The 14,263-nt window shown below is 64.6% G+C and carries 17 protein-coding genes and 1 tRNA gene; 13 read left to right on the forward strand and 5 right to left on the reverse strand.

The window, feature by feature from the left end:
- The first annotated feature begins 78 nt into the window (after nucleotides 1-78).
- Both OVA11_RS09895 and OVA11_RS09900 read left to right on the forward strand, forming a co-directional pair.
- Nucleotides 79-573, forward strand: coding sequence for a hypothetical protein (locus OVA11_RS09895; RefSeq protein WP_268067232.1), 495 nt, complete (start codon nucleotides 79-81; stop codon nucleotides 571-573).
- A gap of 242 nt (nucleotides 574-815) precedes the next feature.
- The gene (locus tag OVA11_RS09900) at nucleotides 816-2,954 is read left to right on the forward strand and encodes a sodium-translocating pyrophosphatase (RefSeq protein ID WP_268067233.1); all 2,139 of its coding nucleotides are present in this window, start codon (nucleotides 816-818) and stop codon (nucleotides 2,952-2,954) included.
- Between the two features lie 90 nt (nucleotides 2,955-3,044).
- Here the strand turns inward: OVA11_RS09900 and OVA11_RS09905 are convergent, their stop codons facing one another.
- Nucleotides 3,045-3,587, reverse strand: a complete 543-nt coding sequence (locus OVA11_RS09905; RefSeq protein WP_268067234.1) for a response regulator — start codon at nucleotides 3,585-3,587, stop codon at nucleotides 3,045-3,047.
- Nucleotides 3,588-3,853: 266 nt separating this feature from the next.
- Complete coding sequence (locus OVA11_RS09910) at nucleotides 3,854-4,336, reverse strand: outer membrane protein assembly factor BamE (protein ID WP_012640219.1); 483 nt, start codon at nucleotides 4,334-4,336, stop codon at nucleotides 3,854-3,856.
- Nucleotides 4,337-4,457: 121 nt separating this feature from the next.
- Between OVA11_RS09910 and OVA11_RS09915 the strand changes: the two genes are divergently transcribed.
- The 7 genes from OVA11_RS09915 (at nucleotide 4,458) to OVA11_RS09945 (ending at nucleotide 8,839) form a co-directional block, all read left to right on the forward strand.
- The gene (locus OVA11_RS09915) at nucleotides 4,458-4,988 is read left to right on the forward strand and encodes a ubiquinol-cytochrome C chaperone family protein (RefSeq protein WP_268067235.1); all 531 of its coding nucleotides are present in this window, start codon (nucleotides 4,458-4,460) and stop codon (nucleotides 4,986-4,988) included.
- Entirely contained in the window at nucleotides 4,973-5,512 is a 540-nt protein-coding gene (locus OVA11_RS09920) for a YceD family protein (RefSeq protein WP_268067236.1), read from the forward strand. Before OVA11_RS09915 ends, OVA11_RS09920 begins: the two co-directional genes overlap by 16 nt.
- Nucleotides 5,513-5,687: 175 nt before the next feature.
- Nucleotides 5,688-6,770, forward strand: a complete 1,083-nt coding sequence (gene plsX / locus OVA11_RS09925) for a phosphate acyltransferase PlsX (RefSeq protein ID WP_268067237.1) — start codon at nucleotides 5,688-5,690, stop codon at nucleotides 6,768-6,770.
- Nucleotides 6,767-7,744: a beta-ketoacyl-ACP synthase III gene (locus OVA11_RS09930; protein ID WP_012640222.1), complete on the forward strand. Its 978-nt coding sequence runs from the start codon at nucleotides 6,767-6,769 to the stop codon at nucleotides 7,742-7,744. Before plsX ends, OVA11_RS09930 begins: the two co-directional genes overlap by 4 nt.
- Before the next feature lie 214 nt (nucleotides 7,745-7,958).
- Nucleotides 7,959-8,261, forward strand: coding sequence for an integration host factor subunit alpha (locus OVA11_RS09935; RefSeq protein WP_010919247.1), 303 nt, complete (start codon nucleotides 7,959-7,961; stop codon nucleotides 8,259-8,261).
- Between the two features lie 12 nt (nucleotides 8,262-8,273).
- The gene (locus tag OVA11_RS09940; RefSeq protein ID WP_268067238.1) at nucleotides 8,274-8,699 is read left to right on the forward strand and encodes a MerR family transcriptional regulator; all 426 of its coding nucleotides are present in this window, start codon (nucleotides 8,274-8,276) and stop codon (nucleotides 8,697-8,699) included.
- A 63-nt stretch (nucleotides 8,700-8,762) separates the two neighbouring features.
- A tRNA-Pro gene (locus OVA11_RS09945) sits at nucleotides 8,763-8,839 on the forward strand.
- A 65-nt stretch (nucleotides 8,840-8,904) separates the two neighbouring features.
- Here OVA11_RS09945 and OVA11_RS09950 read toward each other — a convergent pair.
- Both OVA11_RS09950 and OVA11_RS09955 read right to left on the reverse strand, forming a co-directional pair.
- Nucleotides 8,905-9,156 (reverse strand): DUF2842 domain-containing protein, encoded by a 252-nt coding sequence (locus tag OVA11_RS09950; RefSeq protein WP_096032995.1) that lies wholly within the window; start codon nucleotides 9,154-9,156, stop codon nucleotides 8,905-8,907.
- The gene (locus tag OVA11_RS09955) at nucleotides 9,153-9,404 is read right to left on the reverse strand and encodes a GlsB/YeaQ/YmgE family stress response membrane protein (protein ID WP_012640223.1); all 252 of its coding nucleotides are present in this window, start codon (nucleotides 9,402-9,404) and stop codon (nucleotides 9,153-9,155) included. Before OVA11_RS09955 ends, OVA11_RS09950 begins: the two co-directional genes overlap by 4 nt.
- A 150-nt stretch (nucleotides 9,405-9,554) precedes the next feature.
- Between OVA11_RS09955 and OVA11_RS09960 the strand changes: the two genes are divergently transcribed.
- Nucleotides 9,555-10,586, forward strand: coding sequence for a COX15/CtaA family protein (locus tag OVA11_RS09960; protein ID WP_268067239.1), 1,032 nt, complete (start codon nucleotides 9,555-9,557; stop codon nucleotides 10,584-10,586).
- Nucleotides 10,587-10,626: 40 nt separating this feature from the next.
- Here the strand turns inward: OVA11_RS09960 and OVA11_RS09965 are convergent, their stop codons facing one another.
- Nucleotides 10,627-12,027: a PhoX family phosphatase gene (locus OVA11_RS09965; protein ID WP_268067240.1), complete on the reverse strand. Its 1,401-nt coding sequence runs from the start codon at nucleotides 12,025-12,027 to the stop codon at nucleotides 10,627-10,629.
- A gap of 236 nt (nucleotides 12,028-12,263) precedes the next feature.
- On the opposite strand from OVA11_RS09965, the gene rplM reads away from it, so the two are divergent.
- The 3 genes from rplM (at nucleotide 12,264) to argC (ending at nucleotide 14,259) form a co-directional block, all read left to right on the forward strand.
- Nucleotides 12,264-12,737 carry a 50S ribosomal protein L13 gene (rplM, locus tag OVA11_RS09970; protein ID WP_010919253.1) on the forward strand — a complete coding sequence of 158 codons (474 nt, stop codon included), beginning with the start codon at nucleotides 12,264-12,266 and terminating at the stop codon, nucleotides 12,735-12,737.
- 3 nt (nucleotides 12,738-12,740) lie between these two features.
- Nucleotides 12,741-13,214 carry a 30S ribosomal protein S9 gene (rpsI, locus tag OVA11_RS09975; RefSeq protein WP_004624294.1) on the forward strand — a complete coding sequence of 158 codons (474 nt, stop codon included), beginning with the start codon at nucleotides 12,741-12,743 and terminating at the stop codon, nucleotides 13,212-13,214.
- Between the two features lie 91 nt (nucleotides 13,215-13,305).
- A complete protein-coding gene (argC, locus tag OVA11_RS09980; protein WP_268067241.1) occupies nucleotides 13,306-14,259 on the forward strand; it encodes an N-acetyl-gamma-glutamyl-phosphate reductase in 954 nt (317 codons plus the stop codon).
- Nucleotides 14,260-14,263 lie beyond the last annotated feature (4 nt).

The following is a 14,263-nucleotide window of genomic DNA, read 5'->3' on the forward strand; positions in this document are numbered from 1 at the left end:
GTGAGACAATCGGATCGTACAGGGCCCCACGGCTGCGGTTAGGCGAATTTCAAGGCCTTGGATGCTAGGGGAGGGGCCATGACCCCGCCAGACACCCCCACGCGCCGCATCCTCCTGGTCGCCGCCTGTGGCGCTTGGGCCGCCTTGGCCAGCCCCGCCCTGGCCTCCGAAAAGAAGAAGGATGACGGCAAGCAGGCGCTCGACCCCACCTACAAGCTGGGCTCGATGACCATCCCGATCATCGCCAATGGCAGGATCGTCAACTACGTCTTCGTGGCGATGACGCTCAAGTTGACCTCCGGAACGGAAGTCGAGTCCTTCAAGGACAAGGAGCCAGCCCTGCGGGACGCGATCGTGCGGGCGGCGCACAAGACCCCCTTCACGCGCACCGACACCTGGAAAGAAGTGGACGGGCCGCGTCTCACGGCCTTTGTGCTGAGCCAGAGCGCTGTTCTGTTCGGCAAGGGCAAGGTTGCCTCGGTCGAGATCGTGAAACAGATCCCCCGGCAGCAACTGATGCCCCCCAAGGCCAGCGCGGCGATACAGGTCGATCGCGAGATTGTTCGCCCCTAGGCGGGCTTTCTGGCCCCGTTCCTCAGCGACAAACGCTTGTTTCGAGCCGGGTTGCGCACCCCCCAGCCATCTGACAGTCTCGTTGGAATGACACTGTTCCGGGTGTCATTTAGGGAGCATCGAGGGGCATGAGGCCAAAAGGCCCGCCCGTCGATCGGGGTGGCGGGTTTGACGTGCGTCATTCCATTCTCCCCGGATCGGCGTCCCCTCGTGATTGAGAAACGCGAAGGGGCGAAGAACTAATGAGTCTTTGGCTTTATCTGGCTATTGGGGCCGGGCTTCTGGCGGTGCTGTACGGCGCCGTGCAGACAGCGAGTCTAATGCGAGCCTCGGCTGGCAATGCGCGCATGCAGGAGATCGCTGCGGCGATCCAGGAAGGGGCTCAGGCCTATCTCAAGCGCCAATACACGACGATCAGCATCGTCGGCGTGGTGGTGATCGCCGCTCTGGCGTTCTTCTTCAAATCTTGGGAGCAACCGGTCGGCTTCGCGCTGGGCGCGATCCTCTCCGGCGCGGCGGGCTTCGCCGGCATGCTGATCTCGGTTCGCGCCAATGTGCGGACCGCGCAAGCCTCCTCCGAGAGTCTCGCCAAGGGCCTGTCGATGGCCTTCACCTCCGGCGCCGTGACGGGCATGCTGGTGGCCGGCTTCGCCCTGCTGGGCGTGGCGGGCTACTACTACGTCCTGCTGGCCACCGGCCATGAGGCGACCGGTCGCGTGGTTATCGACTCTCTGGTCGCGCTGGGCTTCGGCGCCTCGCTGATCTCGATCTTCGCCCGTCTGGGCGGCGGCATCTTCACCAAGGGCGCCGACGTGGGCGGTGACCTTGTCGGCAAGGTCGAGGCCGGCATTCCGGAGGATGATCCTCGCAACGCCGCGACGATCGCCGACAATGTGGGCGACAATGTCGGCGACTGCGCCGGCATGGCCGCCGACCTGTTCGAGACCTACGCGGTGACCACGGTCGCCACCATGGTTCTGGCGGCGATCTTCTTCCGCGGGACCGAGGCCGTCAGCGCAATGATGCTGCTGCCGCTGGCGATCTGCGCGGTCTGCATCGTCACCTCGATCATCGGCGCGTTCTTCGTGCGTCTGGGCAAGAGCCAGAACATCATGGGCGCTCTGTATCAGGGCCTCATCGTGACCGGCGTCCTGTCGATCCCGGCCGTCTGGTACGTGATCCACCAGCTGGTGCCGACCGCCGTCGAGGTGGACGGTCGCTCCTATGGCGCTGACGCGCTGTTCTATTGCGGTCTGGCCGGTCTGGTCGTGACCGCCGCGATCGTGATGATCACCGAGTACTACACCGGCACCGGCTTCCGTCCGGTCAAGTCGGTGGCGCAGGCCTCGGTCTCGGGCCATGGCACCAACGTGATCCAGGGCCTGGCCATGTCGCTGGAGTCGACGGCCCTGCCGGCCTTGACGATCATTGTCGGCATCGTGGTGACCTACAATCTGGCGGGCCTGTTCGGCATCGCCATCGCCACTACGACCATGCTGTCGCTGGCCGGCTTCATCGTCGCCCTCGATGCTTTCGGCCCCGTGACCGACAATGCCGGCGGCATTGCCGAAATGGCCGGCCTGCCGCCGGAAGTCCGCGTGACGACCGACGCGCTGGACGCCGTAGGCAACACCACCAAGGCCGTCACCAAGGGCTACGCGATCGGTTCTGCCGGTCTGGGGGCCCTGGTGCTGTTCGCCGCCTATACCGAGGATCTGAAGTTCTTCTCGGAAAACGCCGCCCCAGGTAGCTTCTTCGACGGCATGGGCGCGGTGACGTTTGACCTGTCCAACCCGTACGTTGTGGTCGGCCTGCTGTTTGGCGGCCTGCTGCCGTTCCTGTTCGGTGGTCTGTCGATGACCGCCGTCGGCCGGGCGGCCGAGTCGGTCGTCGCCGAGGTCCGCCGTCAGTTCCGCGAGAACCCCGGCATCATGACCGGCGAGGTCAAGCCGGAGTATGGCAAGGCCGTGGACATCCTGACCAAGGCCGCTATTCGCGAGATGATCGTGCCCAGCCTGCTGCCGGTCGTCTCGCCAGTGGCTCTGTTCTTCGTGATCCAGGCCATCGCCGGCAAGGTCGACGCCTTTGCGGCCCTCGGCGCCATGCTGATGGGCGTGATCGTCACGGGCCTGTTCGTCGCCATCTCGATGACCAGCGGCGGCGGCGCCTGGGACAACGCCAAGAAGGTGATCGAAGAGGGCTTCACCGACAAGAACGGCGTCCTGCACAAGAAGGGCGGGGAAACCCACAAGGCCGCCGTCACGGGCGACACGGTCGGCGACCCCTACAAGGACACCTCGGGTCCCGCCGTGAACCCGATGATCAAGATTACCAACATCGTGGCCTTGCTGCTTATCGCGGTCCTGGCCCACGGCGTCTGATTTTTCAGAGGACCAGTCATAAAGGCGAACGCCTCGGAGCCTGCTCCGGGGCGTTCTGCTTTGATGTGGACGCCTGAGGTCAGGGCGCGCCTAGTAGATGTCTTCGAGATCCATCTCTTCAAGCGCGTCCTGGACCGGGGCCGCAGCCGCCCCCCGGCGCTCGACGCCCTGGAAGTCGTGATCGATCCGCCGGCGGCGGCAGGGGCCAAAATATTCGCTGGCGCGCACGAACGGGCGAGGATTGTTGACGATCTCGTTGATGCGATGCATCACGCCACGCGCGGTCAACGGCTTGGCTAGGAACTCTGTTACGCCAGCCATGCGCGCCTCGTTCAGAGTGCGCTGGGTCGCGTGACCCGTCATCATGATGATCGGCACGAAGTGGTTCGGGCTTGCCGTCGATGTCCGGATCCAGCGGATGAATGCAAGACCATCCACGGGCTGCATCATCAGGTCGGTGAAAATGATGTCGATCTCCTGGGTCTGAAAGATCTTCAGCCCTTCGAGTCCATCATTCGCCTCACGGATCCGGCGCACGCCTGCCGCCTTCAGCATCGTGCCGACAACCTTGCGCATGTTCGCGTTGTCATCGACCAGCAGGACCGACACATCGCGGAAATCCATTCCCTCCACAGAGCGCCTCCCTCGCGGCCGTGAATTCGCGCCGCGAAATCTTGGCGGCTGGAGTCGATGATTGGCTGGATTGAGTTGATAGAGTCTTTCAACCGGGGCCGGCCAAGCTGGTTCATGAGGGTGAATCTGGGATTTAGAGTAAAGTGTCGCAGCTTAACTCACCAGCTTGAGTGGTGCTTTTCACGACGGACTCACCTGGGCGCGAAAAAAGGCCGCTCACCTGCTGGTGAGCGGCCTCTCTGTTGTCGCGACGTGTCGACTTAGGTCTATCGGTCGCCTGGCCGCTGGCCCGGCGCCGTGTCGTCCTGCGGCAGCATGCCACCGCGACCAACGTTGCCGAGAAGTTGCTCGAGAATGGTCATCTCGCGGCCACGGGTCGGCGTCTCGCGGCCGTTGTAGGCGATGACCTTGCCGTCCTGCAGCGTATAGGTGTCGACCGACGCGACCTTCTCGTCAGCGGGGTTGAACTTGATGGCGACGACATCGCGCTTGATCACGCGCGGCATGTAGAAGGCCACGCGGTCGGTGGTCTGCGAGATGTAGTACCAGGTGTTGTTGTCAAAGGTCGAAACCGCCGACGGAGAGCCGAGCTTCTCCATCAGGGTGGACTTGCTGTCCTCGCCGACTTTCATCTCGGCCGGCTTGGCCTCGATGGCCTGGAAACCGGAATAGCTTGTCAGCGGCGTGCACGCCGAAGAAGCGAGCGCCACGGCCATGACGGCGGCGGCGAAAACGGCGGGGCGAGACATCAAGGCTCCGAACCGGAAAAATGCAGACTTTGACCTATCGCTCGCGCGGGCTTAGTTCAATGCCCGCGTGAAGGCGGACTCCGCGCATAGCGGGATGTCGCGGCGAAATCGAGGCGTTTGAATGTTTCTGGATAGGTGGCTGAAGCCGAGACCCGCCAAGTTGGCGGGCGCCAAGCTCTACGCGTCCGCGGTCGCGCAGGCTCGATCGGCGACCTTCTATCGCGACTATGGCGTCCGCGACTCGCTGGAAGGGCGCTTCGAGCTCTTCAGCCTGCATGTGATCTTCCTGGTCGAGCGCCTGAAGGGGCAGGGGGAGGCGGCGGCCGAGACCTCGCAAGCTGTGTTCGACGCCTATGTGAAGGGGCTCGACGACGCTTTCCGCGAGATTGGCGTCTCCGACACCGCAGTCGGCAAGAAGATGAAGAAGCTGGCGGGCGCCTTCTATGGACGCCTCAAGGCCTATGACGACGCCATAGGCGGCTTTCCCGAGACTACGGCGACGCGCGAATTCATCGCGCGCACCGCGTTGGAGGAGCGCAGCGATGGCGACGCGGCGGCGTTGACGACGTATGTGATCAAGGTGCGCGAAGCGCTGGCGGCTCAGCCGCTGGACGCCTTGCTGCAAGGAGACGTGACTTGGCCGAACCCCTGACCACAGCCTGGCCCTGTGAGATTTCCCTAGCGCAAGTGGATCGCGGCGCCGTCAGCTTGCGGCTTGAGCCTTCTGCTGAGCAGCGCAAGGCGATCGCCAAGCAACTGGGCTTGGTCAGTCTGGAAGCGCTCAGCGCCGAGGTCCACCTGTCGTCCTGGCTCGATGGCGCCAGTGTCTCGGGGATTCTCCGTGCGCGGGTTGTTCAGACCTGCAGCGCGACCGCCGACGATTTCGAGACGCCGATCGACGCGCGCTTTTCGTTGCGAGTCCTGCCGGCGAACAGCCAGAACGCCCCCCAGGAGGAGTTCGGCGACCTCGGCGCCGATCCGGACGGCGACGATCCGCCCGATGTCCTGGAAGGCGAGATGATCGATGTTTCGGGCTATGTGGTGGAGCATCTGGCTCTGGAACTGGATCCTTTCCCTCGCAAGCCGGGCGCAGTGTTCGTCCAGCCGCCTGAGCCGACCGAGATTTCGCCCTTCTCCGCCTTGAAGTCTCTCAGCCTCAAGCGTGAGGAAGACTAACGTCTTCCGCGGCTTGCGAGCGGCTCGACAGCCGCTGGACTGAGTTTGAGAGGGTCTGATTTCAAGTCAGCCGGGCTGGCTAGGCCCGACTCGCCTGCTTGCGTGATAATCACGCGGATGTATCGTCCGCCGCCTTCAGGGCGGTGCGGCCGCCTGCCGGAGCTCACAGCGCCACGTGTCCCAATCCCTCGTCATCTCCGTCGACGCCATGGGCGGCGACCACGGCCCCTCCATTGTCGTCCCCGGGATCGCTCAAGCGCTCCAGGCCCTGCCGGGCGTGCGCTTCCTGCTTCACGGTGACGGCGCTGCGATCGAAGCCGAGCTTGCGAAGCATCCTGGCGCCAAGGCGGTGAGCGAAGTCCGCCACTGCGACAAAGCCATCGGCATGGACGAGAAGCCGGCCCAGGCCATGCGTCGGGGCAAGGGCTCCAGCATGTGGAACGCAGTCGAGGCCCTTCGCGAAAACGAGGCGCAGGCCTGCGTTTCCGCCGGCAACACGGGCGCGTTGATGGCCATCTCCAAGCTGATCCTGCGCATGGGCGCAGAGCTGGAGCGTCCGGCCATCGTCGCCAACTGGCCCACGATGAAGGGCGTAACGACCGTTCTCGATGTCGGCGCCAACGTCGAAAGCGACGCGTCGCAACTCGTTGAGTTCGCCATCATGGGCGCGGCTTTCCATCACGCCGTCCACGGATCCAAGCGGCCGACAGTGGGGCTGCTGAACGTAGGCTCCGAAGACCAGAAGGGGCACGAGGAGGTGCGCGAGGCGCACGCCATCCTGCGCGAGACCACCCTGGATTTCGACTACCACGGCTTTGTCGAGGGTAACGACATCGCCTATGGCACGGTGGATGTGGTCGTGACCGACGGCTTCACCGGCAACGTCGCCCTGAAGACCGCCGAGGGGCTGGCGCGGTTCTTCTCGAATGAGATCAAGTCGACCCTGACCTCGGGACCTCTGGCCATGCTGGGCGCGCTGATCGCGTCAGGCGCCCTGAAGAAGATGCGTCACCGCCTGGATCCGAGCCGCGTGAACGGCGCTCCGCTGCTGGGGTTGAATGGCATCGTGGTGAAGAGCCATGGGGGCGCGGACGCCAACGGCTTCGCTTCGGCCATTCGAGTCGCGACGAACCTCGCGCGCAGCGATTTCCGCGCCGAAATCGACAGAAATCTCAAGCGCCTGACCGCTACGGCGGCGGCGATCAAGTCCGGCGACGGGCAGGGTCCCGGCGCAGACGCCCAAGGAGTGGCCGAGTGAGCGTTGTGCGAAGCGTTGTAACTGGCGTCGGCGCCTATCTGCCGTCCAAGGTCGTGACGAACGATGACCTGGCGAAGTTTGTCGACACCAGCGACGAGTGGATCGTCGAGCGCACCGGGATCCGTCAGCGCCATCAGGCGGCGGACGATCAGCCGGTTTCGGATCTTGCGTTCGAGGCGGCCAAGGAAGCCCTGGCGGCGGCGGGCAAGACGGCTGCAGATGTCGATCTGATTATCGTGGCGACGACGACCGGGGATCTTACCTTCCCCGCGACCGCAACGATCGTGCAGCGCAAGCTGGGCGCGCCGGTCGGCGTCGCCTTTGACGTCCAGGCTGTCTGCTCGGGCTTCGTCTACGCCATGAGCGTCGCCGACGGCTTCGTTGCGCGCGGTCATTCCAAATGCGCGCTGGTGATCGGCGCTGAAGCCATGACGCGCCTGATGGACTGGAGCGATCGCGGCACTTGCGTTCTTTTTGGCGACGGCGCCGGCGCGATCGTGCTCGAGCCGGGGGAAGGCGAGGGGACCACTGACGATCGCGGCATGCTGGGCTTCGCCCTGCGCGCCGACGGGACAAAGCAGGATCTGCTGTATGTCGACGGCGGGCCGTCGACGACCGGAACGGTCGGCAAGCTTCGGATGCTGGGCAATCAGGTCTTCAAGCACGCGGTCGTCAACATCTCCGAAGCGATTCACGCCGCCGCCGGCAAGGCGGGCGTTGCGGTCGCCGATGTCGACTGGTTCATTCCGCACCAGGCCAATCAGCGCATCCTCCAAGGCGTGGCGCATCGCTGCGGCATTGACGAGGAAAAGGTCATCTCGACCGTGGCCATCCACGCCAACACCTCGGCCGCCTCGATCCCGCTGGCTTTCGCGCACGGGATCAAGGACGGCCGGATCAAGAAGGGCGACTTGCTGCTTCTGGAGGCGATGGGCGGTGGGCTGACCTGGGGGGCCTGCGTCGTCCGTCTCTAGTTTCAGGGCGCTGGCGCTGCGCGCTGCGCGATCCTGCGCCAAGGCATGAACTCTTGGCGTTGAGTCTTTGACTTCATGCGGTAATCGCGGCATGAGGTCGTCGGTGAACCTGGGCGCGGCCAGTTGAGGGCGGCCGCAACACGCCAGGGTTCGCCGCGAGTGCTCCAGCTAGGGCGACCCCCAAGGTCGCTCCGATACGCGTGAAGGGGGTTGCATGAAGGGCGCTACTTTGACCCGGGCCGACCTGTGCGAGGCGGTTCATGAGGAAGTCGGACTGACCCGCCAGGACTGCGCGGGACTGGTCGAGCGCACTCTCGATCTCGTCGCCGAGGCGCTGGAGCAGGGCGAAACCGTCAAGCTGTCCGGGTTCGGCGTCTTCCAGGTCCGCGCCAAGCGCGCGCGCATGGGGCGCAACCCCAAGACCGGCGAGCCCGCTGAGATCGAGCCGCGGCGCGTGATCGGCTTCCGCGCTTCGCAGGTCATGAAGGCGCGCATCGATCGCGCTCTGGGCGGCTAAGGATCGATTGCGGTGGCGAAGGGGCCAAACGCCTTCCGCACGATCTCCGAAGCCGCCGAGGAGCTTGGCGTGCCGCAGCACGTGCTTCGCTTCTGGGAAACCAAGTTCTCTTTCATCCGCCCGATGAAACGCGCCGGTGGGCGTCGGTTCTATCGTCCACAGGACATCGCTGTTCTGAACGGCGTCCGCACCCTGCTGCACAGCGAAGGGCTGACCATCAAGGGCGTACAGAAGCTGCATCGCGATCATGGGCTGGCGCACGTGATCGCCGCCGGGCTGGGGTCCAACGGTTCGGCGAGTCTGGAAGCTGAATTCGACTACGCGCCGCCGGGCAAAGAGCGCGCTGTCGGCGAGGAGGCGCGGGACCGACTGGCGTTCGCGCTCGCCGATCTTACCGCGATCAAATCCCGCCTCGACGGACTTTTGGCGCGCGGTTGATTTCTGTCCAAATCGGTGTTGCCCAAGGGCAGGGCGGCGCCTATAAGGGCGCTCCTTCCGCGTCGGAGCGTGGCGCAGCCTGGTAGCGCACTTGACTGGGGGTCAAGGGGTCGCAGGTTCGAATCCTGTCGCTCCGACCATTTCCTTCGGGAATATGCGGAAGATGAAAGGCCGCCCGGAAGGGCGGCCTTTTTCGTATCCGGCTTTATCGCACGCCGGTGTCCAGCGGCTTGTCGGCCTTGCCCATCCAGCTGATCAGCGGGATCACGGGCAGTATCCAGCCCATGCCCAAGGCTACGAAATAGACCAGATGCACGAAGCGGTTCTGGGGCAGGTGGTCGTAGAGGCTGGTGAAGATCCAGATCCATGCGAACAAGATCACCATGACGCCGATCGAGCCGATCAGTTTCCGCAGGCGCGCGGGGATCAATCGGGGCGGGCTGGAAGGTTCGTTCACGCGGGTCTCCGAATAAGGCCAAGGACGGCCAGGAACAGAATCGCGCCGACGGTCGAGACGATCAACTCGCCGACGAAGCCAGCCAGATGTAGGTCGATACGCGAGGCGATGAAGGCTCCGATGAACGAGCCTATGACGCCGATCAAGAGCTTGCTGAACAGCGAGTGCCGGCGCGCCAGAACGATGTCGGCGATCCATCCGGCCAGGATGCCGATCACCGCCGCCGCGAAGACTCCCATTCCGCTCATTGATCGCTCCGCTTCGTCCGCGCGTGCCGATGTTTCGCACGAAGCGGCGGCTCCGTCATGTCGGGCCACACAGAGATTGATGCGGGCCATTGTCGGGCGTAGGGAGGGAGCCGCCGCAATTCGGCCCACAAGTGACGCTTTTCCGACCCTATGACGTCTTTCCTGCGTTCCGACCGCTCGCGTCCCGTCGCGATCTGGCTTTTCATCGTCGCCGCCATGGTGTTCGCCATGGTCGTTGTCGGCGGGGCGACCCGTCTGACCGACTCGGGTCTGTCGATCACAGAGTGGCAGCCGATCATGGGCGCCTTGCCGCCCATGTCAGAGCAGGCCTGGCGAGAGAGTTTCGAGCTCTACAAGCAGATCCCTCAGTTCCAGCTGGTCAATCCGGATATGACCCTGGAGGGCTACAAGGAAATCTTCTGGTGGGAGTGGGCCCACCGTTTGCTGGGGCGAACTGTCGGGGCGGTCTACGCCATTCCGCTGATCGTTTTCCTGATCCGTCGCGATATTCCGCGCCGTCTAATCTGGCGTTGCGCCGCGATGCTGGGCCTGGGCGGCCTGCAGGGCCTCGTCGGCTGGTGGATGGTGTCCAGCGGCCTTTCCGAGCGGGTTTCGGTGGCCCCGGAACGGCTGATGACCCACCTGGGCCTGGCCCTTGCGCTGTTTGTGCTGTTGATCTGGACCGCCCTTGACGCCTGGAACGGCTCACCGCGCGTCGAGGAGCGCAGCCCCTGGCGCGGCTGGGCGCTGGCGTTCCTTGGCGCCGTCTTCTTCCAGAGCTTGCTGGGCGCGCTTGTCGCCGGCAATGACGCGGGGTTTGTCTACAACGACTGGCCGCTGATGAATGGGCGGTTCTTCCCGGGTGACTATGGCGGTGCGGGCCTGTGGGGAACGCTGGCCCACAGCCAGGCCGCAGTTCAGTTCAACCACCGCATCTTCGCCTACGCCCTGCTCCTGGCCGCAGTCGTGTTGGTCGTCCTGGCGCGGCGTGATCGTCTGCTGGTGAGCCATGGCAAAAGCCTCGCCACGGCCGTCGCGGCCGTTGTCTTCCTTCAGGCCGTCCTTGGCGTCTGGACGCTGATGGCGGCGGTTCCCATCAGCCTGGGCGTACTTCATCAGGCCGGCGCGGCCGTTCTGCTCGCCGTTGCGACCGCCTTCGCCTGGCGGGTCCGCCGCCCTTGATCAAGCCGCAGCTTGGAAAGGGCGGCGAGGCGCGCGCCGACTAGACTTTCACCGCGCCCCACGGCCCGGAGATGGCCAGGGTGAAGCCCGGGTTCTGCAGGTTGACGAACAGCGTGCCGCCGTCCGGGGAGAAGCACGCGCCTGCGAACTCCGAATTGTCCGCGTGGACGTTACGGGCCAGCGTGTAGACCTTGCCCTCGGGGGTCACGCCGCGCAGGTGATTGCGCAGCGTGTCGGAGTAACGGTCCTCGCAGACAATGACGTGGCCCCACGGCGCCACCACCAGATTGTCGGCATAGTCGAGCACGCGGGTGTTTTGGCTTTCGACGAACAATTGCAGCTTGCCCGGCTGATCGGCCTCGCCCGGTTGTCCCTCGAAGGGGCTGGGCACATAGCGGAAAATCTGACCCGCGCCCTTGGGGCCGCCTGCGGTGGCGGTGAAATAGAGCTCGCCCTCTCCGAAGAAGAGGCCTTCGCCGCGTGATACGATCGCGGCGCCGGCCTTGTGGCCACGCCTGCGCAGATCGTTATCGGGGCTATCGACGCCGTCGAGGTCGATCCAGCGTACATTCTTCCAGCCGCCCGTCGGAAAGGACTTTTCCCGCTGGTTGCGGGTGTCGCCGCCCTCGGGTGCATCAACCAGGCCTAGAGCCTGCAAACGGCCGCCGGCCGCGAGATTGCGGCGGTCGTTGGGAAGGTAGCGATAGAAGAGGCTGTCGGCGACGTCCTCGGTCAGATAGACGACCCCGGTGCGTGGATCGACGCAGGCGGCCTCGTGCTCGAAACGGCCCATTCCGGTCAGGGCGACGGGCTCAACGAGGCCAACATGGGCGCTGGGCACCTCGAACACATAGCCGTGGTTCTTGCTGGCCCTGGCGCCGGCCTTGATCGCGGTCTCTTCGCAGGTCAGCCATGACCCCCAGGGGGTAACACCGCCGGCGCAGTTGACCAGGGTCCCTGCGATGCTCATGTGCTGGCGCTCGGTTTGGCCAGTCCTGAGATTGTAGAGTTGGGTGGTCGTCCCGCCCGCAAGGGCTGCGCCATCGCCATTGAAGTCCCAGATGCGACTGCGATCGATGCGGTCGATAAGGGTCTGGCGTGGACCGAACGCAGTCTTCTCGATGTCGGACGCGGACATCTCGTGATTGCGCACCAGCAGGACCTTGTCGTCGCCCGCCGCGAAACAGCCCATGCCGTCGAACTTGCCAGGCAGGATCAGGCCGTCGCTCATCGTCTCGCCGACTTGGGCGATCACGCGATAACGGAAGCCGGCGGGGAGATCGATCATCCCCTTGGGGTCGCTCACCAGGGGGCCATAGCCTGTGACCTCGTTCAGATAGGTCTCAGCCGGAGACCCGCCGTCTTGGGCCCGGGCCGCGAATGCGGCGAAGGCGATGCTGGTGGCGGTGGCGCTCAGGAACGTTCGACGGGATACGGCCATGGTGTCTGCTCTCGCGAGGGGGGGCTGGAGTCGCTATGCCGCCATTTCATGACGATTGAAACACAGTGATGAGGTATTATAATACCGCTTTCATTAGTGCGTTGTAATTGTTCAGTTTTGCAAGTTTCTGAGCCGCTATTGTTGACAGTGCTCGTCGTCTCCCGTACATGCCGCGCCTCACACGGACGAAACCGGTTTTCTCGGGTTCGGACGCCCAGAAATTACGGATCAATCCCATGCAGAAGATCACGGCTTCCTTGAAGCCAGCCGAGGTCGAGAAGAAGTGGATCGTGGTCGACGCCGAGAACGCCGTTGTCGGCCGTCTGGCTTCGTTCATCGCCATGCGTCTTCGCGGCAAGCATCGTCCTGACTATACCCCGCACGTCGATTGCGGCGACTTCGTCGTCGTCATCAACGCCGACAAGGTGAAGTTCACCGGCAAGAAGCTGGATGACAAGGTCTACTACCGTCACACCGGTCACCCGGGCGGCATCAAGGAAACCACCCCCCGCAAGGTGCTGGGCGGTCGTTTCCCCGAGCGCGTCCTCGAGAAGGCCGTTGAGCGCATGCTGCCCAAGGAGAGCCCGCTGGCTCGCAAGCAGCTGACCCACCTGCTCATCTACAACAACGGTGAGCACCCGCACCAAGCGCAAAACCCCGAGGTCGTCGACTTCGCGGGCCGCAACGCCAAGAACATCCGGAGCCTCTAAGCTATGACTGACGCTCAAGGCTTTGACGCGCTGGCCAGCCTGTCCAGCAACCCGGAAGCTGCCGCTCCGGCCGAACCCAAGATCGACGCCCAAGGCCGCGCCTATGCGACCGGCAAGCGCAAGAACGCGATCGCTCGCGTTTGGATCAAGCCGGGCAAGGGCTCGATCACGATCAACGGTCGTGACCAGGAAGTCTACTTCGCCCGTCCGGTGCTGCGCATGATGATCGCCCAGCCGCTGGAAGTGACCGACCGTCTGGGTCAATTCGACGTCGTCGTGACCGTCGAAGGCTCGGGCCTGTCGGGCCAGGCCGGCGCGATCCGCCACGGCCTGTCGAAGGCTCTGACCTATTACGAACCCGGCCTGCGCCCGGTCCTGAAGCCGCACGGCTTCCTGACCCGCGACAGCCGCGTCGTCGAGCGTAAGAAGTACGGCAAGGCCAAGGCCCGCCGCAGCTTCCAGTTCTCGAAGCGCTAATCGCGACGATTACGTCTACGGGAAGGGGCGCTTCGGTTCAGCCGAAGCGCCCTTTTTCTTGTCCTGTCTCTTGTTCGGATTGGAGTCCGCCATGGCGAACGCTCCCAAGGTCTTCATCGACGGCGAAGCCGGCACCACCGGCCTTCAGATTCGTGAGCGTCTGGTCGGTCGTACCGACCTGCAGCTGATCTCGATCGACCCGGACAAGCGCAAGGACGCCGACGCACGCGCGGCGATGCTGAACAGCGCCGACGCGGTGGTCCTGTGCCTGCCCGATGACGCGGCCAAGGAAGCCGTCTCGCTGGTGACCAACCCCGACACAGTGGTCGTCGACGCCTCGACGGCCTATCGGACAGCCGAGGGCTGGGCCTATGGCTTCGCCGAGCTCGATAGCGAGCAGCGCGGCAAGATCGCGGCCTCCAAGCGGATCTCCAATCCGGGCTGTTACCCGACCGGTGCGATCGCCCTGACGCGGCCACTGGTCAGCGCCGGCATCCTGCCGGCCCAGCTGCCTGTCTCGTACAACGCCGTTTCGGGCTATACCGGCGGCGGCAAGGCGATGATCGCCCAGTTCGAGGATGAGAGCGCCGCCGACCACACCCGGGCGCCGTACTTCATCTACGGCCTCTCGCTGAGCCACAAGCATGTGCCGGAAATGCAGAAGCACGGCGGTCTGCTGACCCGTCCGATCTTCACACCCGCCGTCGGCCGCTACGCCCAGGGCATGATCGTCGAGATGCCCCTGCATCTGGCGACCCTGAACGGCGCGCCGTCTCTGGCCGACATCCATGCGGCGCTGGTCAAGCACTACGAGGGCGAGGCGTTCGTCGAGGTCGCGTCGCTGGACGAGGCCAAGGCGCTGACGACCCTGGACCCCGAGGGCCTGAACGGCACCAACCGCCTTAAGCTCTTCGTGTTCGGTTCTGACGCCGGCGGTCAGGCGCGTCTGGTGGCGCTGCTCGACAACCTCGGCAAGGGCGCGTCAGGCGCGGCGGTGCAGAACCTGAACATCGCGCTCGGGCTGGATGAGGCCGCAGGCCTGTAGGCAT

This window comes from Caulobacter sp. SL161, from assembly GCF_026672375.1.
In the GTDB taxonomy this organism is placed as follows: domain Bacteria; phylum Pseudomonadota; class Alphaproteobacteria; order Caulobacterales; family Caulobacteraceae; genus Caulobacter.

What these genes read in the sequence shown, in the direction of transcription:
- OVA11_RS09965 (WP_268067240.1), bottom strand. Translation starts at nt 12,027, where the DNA reads ATGGCCGTATCCCGTCGAACGTTCCTGAGCGCCACCGCCACCAGCATC.
- OVA11_RS09910 (WP_012640219.1), bottom strand. Translation starts at nt 4,336, where the DNA reads ATGTCTCGCCCCGCCGTTTTCGCCGCCGCCGTCATGGCCGTGGCGCTC.
- OVA11_RS09935 (WP_010919247.1), top strand. Translation starts at nt 7,959, where the DNA reads ATGAAGGGCGCTACTTTGACCCGGGCCGACCTGTGCGAGGCGGTTCAT.
- OVA11_RS09955 (WP_012640223.1), bottom strand. Translation starts at nt 9,404, where the DNA reads ATGAGCGGAATGGGAGTCTTCGCGGCGGCGGTGATCGGCATCCTGGCC.
- OVA11_RS09895 (WP_268067232.1), top strand. Translation starts at nt 79, where the DNA reads ATGACCCCGCCAGACACCCCCACGCGCCGCATCCTCCTGGTCGCCGCC.
- OVA11_RS09900 (WP_268067233.1), top strand. Translation starts at nt 816, where the DNA reads ATGAGTCTTTGGCTTTATCTGGCTATTGGGGCCGGGCTTCTGGCGGTG.
- OVA11_RS09960 (WP_268067239.1), top strand. Translation starts at nt 9,555, where the DNA reads ATGACGTCTTTCCTGCGTTCCGACCGCTCGCGTCCCGTCGCGATCTGG.
- argC (WP_268067241.1), top strand. Translation starts at nt 13,306, where the DNA reads ATGGCGAACGCTCCCAAGGTCTTCATCGACGGCGAAGCCGGCACCACC.
- rpsI (WP_004624294.1), top strand. Translation starts at nt 12,741, where the DNA reads ATGACTGACGCTCAAGGCTTTGACGCGCTGGCCAGCCTGTCCAGCAAC.
- OVA11_RS09915 (WP_268067235.1), top strand. Translation starts at nt 4,458, where the DNA reads ATGTTTCTGGATAGGTGGCTGAAGCCGAGACCCGCCAAGTTGGCGGGC.
- rplM (WP_010919253.1), top strand. Translation starts at nt 12,264, where the DNA reads ATGCAGAAGATCACGGCTTCCTTGAAGCCAGCCGAGGTCGAGAAGAAG.